The organism is Neisseria animalis (assembly GCF_900636515.1).
In the GTDB taxonomy this organism is placed as follows: Bacteria; Pseudomonadota; Gammaproteobacteria; order Burkholderiales; family Neisseriaceae; genus Neisseria; species Neisseria animalis.
This window is the reverse complement of the sequence record NZ_LR134287.1, coordinates 1,732,603-1,745,297: the sequence shown is the minus strand read 5'-3', so window position 1 is coordinate 1,745,297 and position 12,695 is coordinate 1,732,603. Positions and strand designations below refer to the sequence as shown.

Here is a 12,695-nt window from a genome sequence, read left to right as displayed (position 1 = left end):
AAAATACTTGCCGTAAGGTAGGATTTTGCAGACGGCCTTTTTGTAAGAGTGAGTGATGGGGGCGGTATTTAGTCGGATGACACAGAATGGGACAAAGCGGTAAAGCCGAAGACGGTACGGATAACGGCAAGGTGCGGTAATGCTGTATCATTCTTATTTTAAATAATATAGTCATTTAAAATAAGAATGATACAGCGTTGCTTTGCCTTGCCGTACTATGTGTACTGTCTGCGGCTTCGCTGCCTTGTCTCATTCTTATTTTATTCGACTATATAATATTTGCTTAAACTTGTTTTGCTTGTTTGGGCAAGTTTGCAGTCAAACGCCGGTTGTTGTTGCTTAAAGTCGGAAGCAGGTGCGTATGGGATAGCGGAGGTATGCTTGCATATCTGTTGCTCAAAATATTGATACAATGAATGCATCGCGGGTTGGCGTGTGTTGAAGAAGCATTATGACTCGGGCTGTGATGGCTTGTTTAATGAAAACAGGTTGGCGGAAGATAGGTTGGTTGTGATAACGGGAAACCAATAAATCATAGTCGTTAACAATGTGGTGTTTTAATCTGAAAATATCCGGTAAGACATGATAACTGATATGGTAACGGAGATTTGCAGACGGCATAGAGAGTAAGTACCGACGGTTGGAGCGGGTTGCTTCCGCACTTAACCAGTATCTACATTGAGTAAGATGTATTCTGATTGGAAAGAGCTTCGGTAACCGGAAGGGGAGAGAACCTAATCATTATCCGGCTATATGGTTGATGATATGAATGTGGCAAACATCGATGATATGCACGTTAAAATGAGATGTAAAAAAGGCCGTCTGCAAATTGATTTGCAGACGGCCTTTGAGTGATTGTTTCAGTTTAAAGCATTATTTGCTGCGGCTGAATACGATTTTGGTTGCTTGCCATGCGACACATACCGCACCGCCGATAAATACCAAGTCGGCAGCAGTACGAACCCAGCGCAGAGTATCCAGAATTTCCATTTGCATGAACTCTTCACTGCGTGCATACCACAGACCTTCAGTGATGGAAGCGTATGCTTGGATTGCACCGACAGGCAGCAGGCTGATGACAATCATACCGACCAGACCGCCGTTCAGCAGCCAGAATGCCCAAGTCATCAGTTTGTCGTCAAATTCAACGTCCGGTTTCAGGTAGCGGGCAACCAACAGTACGAAGCCCAGAGCCAAGAAACCATATACACCAAACAGAGCGGCGTGAGCGTGTACGGCAGTCGTATTCAGACCTTGGATGTAGAACAGGGAAATCGGCGGGTTGATCAGGAAGCCGAATACACCTGCACCAATCATGTTCCAGAATGCTACGGCTACGAAGCACATCAGCGGCCAGCGCAGACGTTTTGCCCAAGGAGACAAATGTTGGTAAGACCAGTGTTCGTAGGCTTCGCGGCCAAGCAGTACCAAAGGAACCACTTCCAGAGCAGAGAAACATGCACCGATGGCCATTGCGGCAGAAGTCGTACCGGTAAAGTACAGGTGGTGCAGCGTACCCGGAATACCGCCCAACATAAAGATGGCGGCAGCAGCCAAAGTGGAAGCGGTTGCAGTGCTGCGGCGTACAAAACCCATATTGTAGAAAATAAAGGCAAAGGCGGCCGTAGCAAATACTTCAAAGAAGCCTTCTACCCACAGGTGAACCACCCACCAACGCCAGTATTCCATCACGGCAATCGGAGATTTCTCACCATAGAACAGACCCGGTGCGTAGAACACACCTACGCCGACCATAGAAGCCACAAAGATGGCCAACAGGTTTTTGTCGGTGCCTTTTTCTTTAAAGGCGCTGACGGTACAACGCAGCATCAGGAACAGCCACAGCAGCAGACCGACCATCAACAGCAGTTGCCAGAAGCGGCCCAAGTCAAGGTATTCGTAACCTTGGTGACCGAACCAGAAGTTCAGTTCAGGCGGAATGATGTGGGTCAATGCGAAGAAGTTACCTGCATAAGAGCCTGCAACAACGATAAACAGGGCAATATACAGGAAGTTTACGCCAGCGCGTTGGAATTTCGGATCTTTGCCGCCGTTCACAATCGGCGCCAAGAACAAGCCGGCAGTCAGGAAGCCTGTTGCAATCCAGAAAATAGCGGATTGGATATGCCAAGTACGGGTCAGGGCATATGGGAACCAGTCGGCAATTTCAAAACCCAGAGCGGTATCAATGCCGTAGAAACCTTGGCCTTCAACAGTATAGTGAGCAGTCAGACCGCCCAGCAATACTTGTACCACAAACAAGGCAACAGTCAGGAAAACGTATTTGCCCAAGGCTTTTTGAGAAGGAGTCAACTGGATTTTAGACAGCGGATCTTCGGTAGGTACTTGAACTTCTTCATGTTTGGTCAAGAAAGAGTAACCCCACATCAGCAAACCGATACCCATCAGCAACAGTACCACGCTGGTGAAAGACCACATATAGTTTTCGGTAGTCGGTACATTGTTGATTAAAGGCTCGTGAGGCCAGTTGTTGGTGTAGGTGTAGGTTTCGCCCGGGCGGTTGGTCGAAGCAGACCAAGAAGTCCAGAAGAAGAAGTTGAACAGTTTTTTACGCGCTTCAACGCTAGGCAATGTATTGTTTTTCATTGCGAAGTGTTCACGGGTTTTTTGGAAGGCAGGATCGTCGCCGTACACGCCCATATAGTAAGGCGTAATGGCTTCGATGGCTTTCACGCGCGTATCGCTGATGACTACGCTGCCGTCTTCCTGAATACGGCTTTGTTCGCGGTATTCGTCGGCAAGACGGGTTTTCAGAACAGCTTGTTCTTCAGCGTTCAGGTCGGCAAATTTTTTACCGTAAGTTGCTTCAGCAGTAATGTCCAACCATGCTACCAACTCGCGGTGCAGCCAGTCGGCAGTCCAGTCCGGAGCTTGGTAGGCACCGTGACCCAATACAGAGCCGACTTCCATACCGCCGGTGGTCTGCCAAGCAGATTGACCGGCAAGAATGTCATCTTTGGTCATCAGGACCGTGCCTGAGGTAGAAACGATTTTTTCAGGATACGGCGGGGCTTTCTTGTAAACCTCGCCACCCATATAGCCAAGAATGGTAAAACAAACTACCAGTACTGCAAACAGCAGATACCAGAGTTTCTTGTATTGTCCCATTTCAAGTACTCCTTTTGGTATTAAAGTGGAAAGTGGTTATAAATTCATTGAATATGAATGTTAAGGATTGTAGCACGGTTTTTTATCTAAAGAAACGGTTTTGTCGCTTTTATTTTAACGGTAAGTTTTCTGTGATTTAAAGTTATTCTCGTTTGTGTGCGGAGGGTTGTAAAATAAAGCACAAAGTATTAGTGTTTATGAATAGGAGATAATTATAAATATTTAGTAAAATATACTTACTAAGTAGTAGTTTGGTAAATAAAGGTTCATATTTAATGAATAATTTGATTTATGTCAATGTGTGTTAAGCTGAATGCCTACATAATTACTCAAAACTACACATTAACCTGTTTTTGAAACCAGTTTTTTCCACAAAAGGAATACTACTATGAAACGCCAAGCCTTAGCTGCAATCATTGCCTCTATGTTCGCCTTAGCTGCCTGTGGTGGCGACAAACCTGCCGAGCAAGCTGCTGCACCTGCTGCGGCTGTGGAGGCCTCTGCACCTGCTGCACAAGCTGCCGATGTACCTTCAAGCGAGCTTCCGGTTATTGATGCGGTAACCACTCATGCACCTGAAGTACCGCCTGCAATCGATCGCGATCATCCGGCTAAAGTGCGTGTGAAAATGACTACCGTAGAAAAAACCATGAAAATGGCTGATGGTGTGGATTACCACTACTGGACATTCGATGGCGATGTTCCGGGTCAAATGATTCGTGTACGCGAAGGCGATACCGTAGAAGTTGAGTTCTCCAACGACCCTTCTTCAACCGTACCGCATAATGTGGACTTCCACGCGGCTACCGGCCCCGGCGGTGGTGCTGAAGCAACCTTTACTGCACCCGGCCGTACTTCCACATTCAGCTTTAAAGCGCTGCAATCCGGTCTGTACATCTACCACTGTGCTGTTGCTCCTGTAGGCATGCATATTGCCAACGGTATGTACGGTTTGATTCTGGTGGAGCCAAAAGAAGGCTTGCCGAAAGTGGATAAAGAATTCTACATCGTACAAGGTGATTTCTACACCAAAGGCAAATACGGCGCACAAGGCCTGCAAGCATTTGACATGGACAAAGCCATCGCAGAACAACCCGAATACGTTGTATTCAACGGTCATGTAGGTTCGATTGCCGGTGAAAACGCATTGAAAGCCAATGTAGGCGACACCGTTCGTATGTATGTAGGTAACGGCGGTCCGAACTTGGTGTCTTCTTTCCACGTTATCGGTGAAATCTTCGATAAAGTATATGTTGAAGGCGGCAAACTGATTAACGAAAACGTACAAAGCACCATCGTTCCTGCCGGCGGCGCAGCCATCGTTGAGTTCAAAATCGACACTCCGGGAAGCTACACTCTGGTTGACCACTCTATCTTCCGTGCCTTCAATAAAGGCGCACTGGGTCAACTGAAGGTAGAAGGCGAAGCCAACCCTGAAATCATGACTCCAAAACTGAGCGATACTGCTTACCAACCTGAAGGTTCTGCCGCACCAGCTCCGGCAGCAGCTTCAGCCGCATCAGCAGCTAATGCTTACTAATGATTTGATTGACTTGTAATCAAATTGTCAAAAGCCGCTGTTATCTTAATGAAAACGAGGGTAACAGCGGCTTTTCCCCACATTCAGTCCCATAGATTGATTTTGCAGACGGCTTGGATAACGCCGTTTGACAAGAAAGGCCGTCTGCAAAATCCATTTACCTGTTTAAAATAAACAAGAGCGCATCATGAAAACCCTCGCAAAAATCCTCGTTTTAAGCAGCGCACTGATCGGCAGCGGTGCCGCAGCATCAGATATGGTTAAAGTAGACGGCGGCAGCTACCGCCCGCTGTATCTGAAAAAAGAAACACCGATGATTAGCGTGAAACCATACCAAATTGACAAATACCCCGTAACCAATGCCGAATTTGCCGAATTCGTCAACAAACATCCGCAATGGAAAAAAGGCAAAGTAGGCTCCAAACAAGCCGAAGCGTCCTATCTGAAACATTGGATACAAAACGGCAGCAACAGTTTTGCCCCAAAACCATCTGATCGAAAACACCCCGTAACCAATGTTTCATGGTTTGCAGCCAACGCCTATTGCACCGCACAAGGAAAACGCCTGCCGACCATCGACGAATGGGAATTTGCCGCCCAAGCCTCAGCCACCCAAATCAACGGCACAGCCGAAGAAGGCTTTAACCGCACCATTCTCGACTGGTATGCAGACGGCGGTCGCAGCGGTTTGCGTAATATCGGACAGAACAAACCAAACTACTGGGGCATTTACGATATGCACGGCATGATTTGGGAATGGACGGAAGACTTCAACAGCAGTCAACTCAACTCCAGCAACGCCGACAGCCAAATGTTCTGCAGCGGCGCATCAGTCGGTGCCAGCGACCCGACCAACTACGCAGCATTTATGCGCTTCGGCATCCGTACCAGCCTGCAAGCAAAATATTCCTTGAAAAACTTAGGCTTCCGTTGTGTAGCCAAATAAAAATTTGCAACAGTTTTTTTGGCGTTTTATGACCAAAGCAGCTTAGGCGGTACTGTAAGGTATCGCCGTTTTTTTGCTTATATATCAAATATAGCCGTCCCGATTCCAAAAGATACGGAGTTTACAGTCCTCATCACACCCTCTGCACAAGCCCGCACTTTGCCACTTTGATTCATCTGACTGTCTTTCATATTCAGAGACTTGCCATATCCCGTCCGACACAAAGGCCGTCTGCAAAACCGCAATTTTACAGACGGCCTTTTTACATTTTCCTGGCCTTGAAGATCAGGCCGTCTGAAACCATATATTTTTTTATTTCCGCATTTTGAAAGCAGAGAAAAATGACTAAAACCGTCCACTATTTGAAAGACTACCAAGCTCCTGCGTATGAGGTGTGTCAGACCGATTTGCATTTTGATATTTTCGACGGCCATACGCTGGTCAGGGCGCGGTTGGTGGTGAATCCGAAAAGGGCGGGCGAGCCGTTGGTGTTGGACGGTTCGGCACAGCTGCTTTCGCTGAAAATCGATGGCGAAACGGTTGGTTTCGAGCTGGATCCGGCAAATGAAAAGCTGACCGTGCGCCAAGTGCCGTCTGAAAGTTTTGTCGTGGAAGTGGAAACGCGCCTGCTGCCGTCTGAAAACAAATCGCTGATGGGTTTGTATGAGAGCGGCGGCAATCTGTTTACCCAGTGCGAGCCGGAGGGTTTCCGAAAGATTACTTATTACACCGACCGTCCGGATGTGATGTCGAAGTTCACAACCACCATCACGGCGGATAAAAAGCGTTATCCGGTGCTGCTTTCCAACGGGAATAAAACCGGCGGCGGCAATCTTTCAGACGGCCGCCATTGGGTGAAATGGGCGGATCCGTTTGCCAAGCCGAGCTATCTCTTTGCTTTGGTGGCGGGCGGTTTTGCGGTTACGAAAGACAGTTTTACCACCCGCAGCGGGCGCAAGGTGGCGGTTGAGTTTTATACCGCCGAAGCGGACAAGCCGAAAGTGCCGTTTGCAATAGAATCGCTGAAACACGCGATGAAGTGGGACGAGACGCGCTTCAGCCTCGAATATGATTTGGATATGTTTATGGTTGTGGCGGTGGGCGATTTCAATATGGGTGCGATGGAAAACAAAGGTCTCAATATTTTCAACACCAAATATGTGCTGGCCGACAGCCGGACCGCTACCGATGCGGATTTCGAAGGCATCGAGTCGGTTATCGGGCACGAGTATTTCCACAATTGGACGGGCAACCGCGTCACCTGCCGCGACTGGTTCCAGCTTTCGCTCAAAGAAGGTCTGACTGTGTTCCGCGATCAGGAGTTTTCGGGCGACCGTGCAGGACGCGAAGTGCGGCGTATTGAAAACGTGCGGCTCCTGCGCCAACACCAGTTTCCCGAAGATGCGGGGCCGACCGCTCATCCGGTGCGCCCCGCCAGCTATGAGGAGATGAATAATTTTTACACCATGACCGTGTATGAGAAAGGTGCGGAAGTGGTGCGTATGTATCATACCCTGCTGGGCGAAGAGGGTTTCCAAAAGGGCATGAAACTGTATTTCCAACGCCATGACGGGCAGGCGGTCACCTGCGACGATTTCCGCGCGGCGATGGCGGATGCGAATGAAACCAATCTCGACCGGTTCGCGCTGTGGTACAGCCAAGCCGGTACGCCTGTTTTGGACGTATCGGGCCGTCTGAAAGACAACGGCGATTATGTGCTGACGGTCAGACAAAGTATTCCCGCCACGCCCGACATGGCGGAAAAACAACCGATGATGATGCCGCTGAAAGTGGCCTTGCTGGATGCGGAAAGCGGCGTTCAGACGGCCTTCGGCTATCAGGGCGGGCATGTGTACGAGGCGGTGCTGGTGCTGGAAGAGGCCGAACAGGAATTTGTATTGGCCGGCGTAGGGCGCAGCGTAGTGCCATCGCTGTTGCGCGGTTTTTCCGCACCGGTGCATCTGAACTATCCGTATCGCAATGAAGAACTGGCATTGCTGCTGTCGCACGATACCGATGCCTTTGCCCGTTGGGAGGCGGCGCAAACACTGTACCGCCGCGCAGTGGCCGCCAACGAATACGCGCTCGCTCAGGGGCTGCCGCTGCCCGGACACGGCGGATTGCTGGCGGCGGTAGGCTATGTATTGCGCGCTGATGTGAATCCCGCGTTTAAAACCCTGCTGCTGCAAGTGCCGTCTGAAGCCGAATGTTGGGCGGATCGAAACGAAATCGACCCGCTGCGCGTTCATCAGGCACGGGAAGCCCTGTTGGATTTAATCGCCCGAACCTACGCCGACGAAATCGCCGGATTGCTCCTGAACGCACAGAATCAGGAAGAGCAGGGCGGCGGGGAGGTGTACGAATACGATCCCGACCGCGCCGGATGGCGCGCGCTGCGGAATGCGATGCGCGCGCTGGCATTGCGTGCCGAGCCGGAAACCATAGACTTTATCGCGCTCGAATACGACAAAATGGCGAAAAACATGACCCACGAATGGGGTATGCTTTCTGCCGCCAACCATCATGAAAGCGACAAACGCAACGGATTATTGGCCAAATTTGCCGCCAAGTTCGCCGACGACGCGCTGGTGATGGACAAATATTTCACGCTCGTCGGCAGCAGCCGCCGCAGCGATACGCTCCAGCAGGTTCGGACAGCCTTAAACCATCCGAAATTCAGCTTGGAAAACCCGAACAAAGCGCGTTCGCTGTTGGGCAGCTTCAGCCGCAACGTGCCGCATTTCCATGCGGAAAACGGCAGCGGCTATGCTTTTATCGCGGAAAAAGTGTTGGAAATCGACCGCTTCAATCCGCAAGTTGCCGCGCGTCTGGTACAGGCATTCAATATCTGCAACAAGCTCGAGCCCAAACGCCGCGCGTTGATGACCGCCGAACTGCAACGCATCGCCGCGCAAGAAGGTTTGTCGAAAGACGTGGGTGAAATTGCGGGCAAGATTCTGGCCTAATACGGATTGCCGTTGCTGAAAGGCCGTCTGCAAAATGCGGTTTGCCCGTTTTGCAGACGGCCTTTTTATGCCCGCGAAGGTTATTTTTTCCAGTATGCCGGTGTAAACAGCATCAGTACGGTGAAAATTTCCAAACGCCCCAACAGCATAACGGCGGTACATAAGCCTTTTTGTACGGCTGTCAGCCCTGCGTAATTGTAGGCGGGGCCGATTTCGCCCAAGCCCGGGCCGGCGTTGGTGATGCAGGCAATTACGGCGGTAAAGGCGGTAACGAAGTCCAAACCCGAAGCCATCAGGAGGAAGCTGAACAAGACAACGGTCATGAAATAGACAAAAATAAACGACATCACCGCCAATGCCATGCGTTCGGGAATGGAGCGGCTGTTTACCTTAACGGTGCGGACGGCGCGCGGGTGCAGCAATATGGTCATTTCGCGCAGGCTGAATTTGAACAAAACCAGCGCGCGCACGTTTTTAATGCCGCCGCCCATCGAGCCGGAACAGGCAAGCAGATTGGAGAGGAAGAACATCCACAGGGAAACAAACAGCGGCCAAGTACCGAAATCGGCATTGGCAAAGCCGCTGGCCAAACCGATGGAGATGAAGTTGAAGCCGACAAAGCGCAAGGCTTCTTCCGGCGTGCTGTAAACCTGTTGCTGCCAGAGATACAGAGCCGCCGCCGAGATACTGCCGAACAATACCAGCAACAACATACGGCATTCTTCGTCTTTCCAATACACTTTTAGCGAACGGTTGCCGAATGCGCTGAAATGGCTGGCGAAATTGATGGCTCCAAACAGGGTAAACAAGGCAATCGTGGCTTCTACGGCGGGCGAATCGAAATGGGCAATGCTGTCGTCGTGGGTGGAAAAGCCGCCCAAAGCAACGGTGGACATCGCATGGCACAGCGCGTCAAACCAGCTCATGCCGGCCCAATACAGAGATAAGAATGCCGCCAGCGTGGTCAGACTGTAAAACAGCCACAGCTTTTTCGCCACTTGGGAAATGCGCGGTGCCATTTTACTGTCTTTGTCCACTCCCGGGATTTCCGCTTTGAACATCTGCGTGCCGCCTACGCCCAGCATCGGCAGAATCGCCACAGCCAATACGATAATCCCCATGCCGCCCAGCCAGTTGAGCATATGCCGCCAGAAGTTCAGCGTGGGCGGCAGCGAGTCCAAACCGCTGATAACGGTTGCACCGGTAGTGGTCAGCCCCGACATTGCTTCAAAAAACGCATCGACAAAGCTCATCGACGGCATATACAGATAAATCGGCATGGCGGCGGACACGGCAAAAGCGACCCACAACATCATCACCAGCGTAAAGCCGTCGCGTACCCGCATTTCGCGTTGGTAGCGCATGGTCAGAATCCATACGGTACACGAGCCGATAAGTGTTACCAAAACAGTACGGGCAAAGGCGGAAAACGTACCGTCTGCCGTAAAGTGCGCCATCAGTGTCGGCACCAGCATCAGCAGCGAAAACAATACGCCGAGCTTGGACAGGATATGGATAATCGGGATAACTTTATACATGTATGGAACATACCGTCTGACAACGGCGGGATTCAAAAATACGGAATAATGCCGTCTGCAAAATGATATGCGGGCGCATTTTTACAGACGGCTTTTGATTATACCGAAGATAATATAGTCGAATAAAATAAGAATGAGACAAGGCAGCGAAGCCGCAGACAGTACACATAGTACGGCAAGGCAAAGCAACGCTGTATCATTCTTATTTTAAATGACTATATAAGGCAGCCTTGGCATGGAAAGCGTATCGTGGGCAATCAATCGATACGGCAGTAGGCAACTTCCAAAATTTCAATGGTTTCCGCACCGTCCGGCCCGCGCAATACTACCTCGTCTCCTTCACGGGCTTTAATCAGGCAGCGGGCAAGCGGCGAAATCCATGAGATTTTGTTTTGGGCGGTATCGATTTCGTCCACGCCGACAATTTTTACCGTCTGTTCGCTGCCGTCGCCGCGCAGCAGGGTTACCGTTGCACCGAAAAAAACTTGGTCGGTCGGCTCGCGCTGTTCCGGATCGACGACTACGGCGGCTTCCAAACGCTTGGTCAAAAAGCGGATACGGCGGTCGATTTCGCGCATACGGCGTTTGCCGTAAAGATAGTCGCCGTTTTCGCTGCGGTCGCCGTTGCCTGCCGCCCAGTTGACAACCTGCACGATTTCGGGACGTTCTTTATTGACAAGCTGGTACAGCTCGTCTTTCAATGCCTGCCAGCCGACAGGCGTAAGATAGTTTTTGGTTTCGGTAGTCATGTGCTTGCGGAAAAACAGAGTGCGCGTATTTTAGCTTAATTTGGTGTTGCGCGGAAATTTGCGCGTAAAATCCGCAGGCCGGGCAAAATCCGCTAAAATGACGGCTTGTTTTACAGACGGCCTCAAACAATGCTGGTATTAGGAATTGAATCTTCTTGTGACGAAACAGGTGTTGCCTTATACGACACCGAACGCGGTTTGCTGGCGCACCACCTGCACACCCAAATGGCCATGCACGCCGAATACGGAGGCGTGGTGCCGGAGCTGGCGAGCCGCGACCACATCCGCCGCCTCGTGCCGCTGACCGAAGGCTGCCTGCAGGAGGCGGGTGTCGGTTACGGCGACATCGACGCGGTTGCCTTTACGCAGGGGCCGGGTTTGGGCGGTGCGCTGCTGGCAGGTTCGAGCTATGCCAACGCGCTGGCGTTTGCGCTGGATAAGCCTGTGATTCCGGTGCACCATTTGGAAGGGCATTTGTTGTCGCCGCTCTTGGCGGACGACAAACCCGAATTTCCGTTTGTAGCTTTGCTGGTGTCGGGCGGGCATACGCAGTTTATGGCCGTGCGCGGCATCGGCGATTACACGCTGCTGGGCGAGAGTGTGGACGATGCGGCGGGCGAAGCGTTTGATAAAACCGCCAAGCTGTTGGGGCTGCCTTATCCGGGCGGGGCGAAACTTTCGGAGCTGGCCAGACTCGGCCGTGCCGATGCCTTCCAATTTCCACGCCCCATGCTGCATTCGCATGATTTGCAGATGAGTTTTTCCGGCTTGAAAACCGCCGTGCTGACTGCAGTGGAAAAAGTGCGCGCCGAAAGCGGCGGTAATGAGATTCCCGAGCAAACACGCAACGACATCTGCCGCGCCTTTCAGGACGCAGTGGCGGACGTGCTGGTGGCTAAGTCGAAAAAAGCCTTGCTGGATACAGGGTTCCGCACCTTGGTGGTGGCGGGCGGCGTGGGCGCAAACTGGAAGCTGCGTGACGAATTCAGCCGTCTGACGGTACAGAGGCCGTCTGCAAATAAAAAGCAATCCCACCCCGAAGAAGCGGTAAAAGTGTATTTCCCGCCGCTGGCATACTGTACCGACAACGGTGCGATGATTGCTTTCGCCGGTGCGATGCGCTTGCATAACCGGCAGGAAGCGGGGGCATTTAATGTGAAACCGCGCTGGCCGCTGGCGGATATCGTGCAGCAAGGGTAAAGGCCGTCTGCAAATCTGTTGGCAATCCGTTACAAGCCGTCTGCATCATCACAGCCGTTGAAGGCAGATTTTGCAGACGGCTTTTTTGTCGGGCTGGGACGGCTGTTGTACATCAAGGCGGGTACGGGCGGCGTTTGGCGACGTTTATCTCGTGCATTAACCCGAAGCGGTACAGCGTTGCGGGATTTTTCCAAGAATGGGATTAACTAGGCTATTGAATTGAATGGTTTTCTTCCTGTGTGATTGGTATTGTCTGCGGCTTGGTTGAAAGGCCGTCTGCAAATCTGTTGGCAATCCGTTACAAGCCATCTGCATCATCACAACCGTTACTGGCGGATTTTGCAGACGGCTTTTTTGTCGGGTTGGGACGGCTGTTGTACATCAAGGCGGGTACGGGCGGCGTTTGGCGGCGATTGTCTCGTTTATTAACCCGAAGCGGTACGGCGCTGCGGGATTTTGCCCCAAGAATGGGTTTGGCAAAACTGTTGAAGCAGCAGGTTGCCGCCCGTATGACTGGTATTGTCTGCGGCTCGGTTGTTTGGCTTGGTGGAGCGTTGTCCGATGATATGCTGTGAAGGGAAAACGTGATTTTGCAGACGGCCTTTGACGGTTTGCCGGAAAACCATG

The 12,695-nt window shown here is 51.3% G+C and carries 8 protein-coding genes; 5 read left to right on the top strand and 3 right to left on the bottom strand.

Going from position 1 to position 12,695, the window contains the following annotated elements; all coding sequences use genetic code 11:
* Window positions 1-873: 873 nt before the first annotated feature.
* Window positions 874-3,129 carry a nitric-oxide reductase large subunit gene (locus EL111_RS08050; RefSeq protein ID WP_123794575.1) on the bottom strand — a complete coding sequence of 752 codons (2,256 nt, stop codon included), beginning with the start codon at window positions 3,127-3,129 and terminating at the stop codon, window positions 874-876.
* 388 nt (window positions 3,130-3,517) lie between these two features.
* On the opposite strand from EL111_RS08050, the gene nirK reads away from it, so the two are divergent.
* The 3 genes from nirK to pepN all read left to right on the top strand — a co-directional run bounded on the left by nirK (window position 3,518) and on the right by pepN (window position 8,581).
* Window positions 3,518-4,669 (top strand): copper-containing nitrite reductase, encoded by a 1,152-nt coding sequence (nirK, locus tag EL111_RS08045; RefSeq protein ID WP_123794574.1) that lies wholly within the window; start codon window positions 3,518-3,520, stop codon window positions 4,667-4,669.
* Between the two features lie 187 nt (window positions 4,670-4,856).
* Entirely contained in the window at window positions 4,857-5,615 is a 759-nt protein-coding gene (locus EL111_RS08040) for a formylglycine-generating enzyme family protein (RefSeq protein WP_123794573.1), read from the top strand.
* Window positions 5,616-5,956: 341 nt separating this feature from the next.
* Window positions 5,957-8,581: an aminopeptidase N gene (gene pepN / locus EL111_RS08035; protein ID WP_123794572.1), complete on the top strand. Its 2,625-nt coding sequence runs from the start codon at window positions 5,957-5,959 to the stop codon at window positions 8,579-8,581.
* Between the two features lie 80 nt (window positions 8,582-8,661).
* Here the strand turns inward: pepN and EL111_RS08030 are convergent, their stop codons facing one another.
* Both EL111_RS08030 and greB read right to left on the bottom strand, forming a co-directional pair.
* Complete coding sequence (locus EL111_RS08030) at window positions 8,662-10,119, bottom strand: TrkH family potassium uptake protein (RefSeq protein WP_123794571.1); 1,458 nt, start codon at window positions 10,117-10,119, stop codon at window positions 8,662-8,664.
* A 257-nt stretch (window positions 10,120-10,376) separates the two neighbouring features.
* A complete protein-coding gene (greB, locus tag EL111_RS08025) occupies window positions 10,377-10,868 on the bottom strand; it encodes a transcription elongation factor GreB (protein ID WP_123794570.1) in 492 nt (163 codons plus the stop codon).
* A gap of 129 nt (window positions 10,869-10,997) precedes the next feature.
* On the opposite strand from greB, the gene tsaD reads away from it, so the two are divergent.
* Both tsaD and EL111_RS08015 read left to right on the top strand, forming a co-directional pair.
* Window positions 10,998-12,068, top strand: a complete 1,071-nt coding sequence (gene tsaD / locus EL111_RS08020) for a tRNA (adenosine(37)-N6)-threonylcarbamoyltransferase complex transferase subunit TsaD (RefSeq protein WP_123794569.1) — start codon at window positions 10,998-11,000, stop codon at window positions 12,066-12,068.
* Window positions 12,069-12,307: 239 nt separating this feature from the next.
* On the top strand, window positions 12,308-12,643 hold the full coding sequence (locus EL111_RS08015; RefSeq protein ID WP_123794568.1) for a hypothetical protein: 336 nt from the start codon (window positions 12,308-12,310) through the stop codon (window positions 12,641-12,643).
* Window positions 12,644-12,695 lie beyond the last annotated feature (52 nt).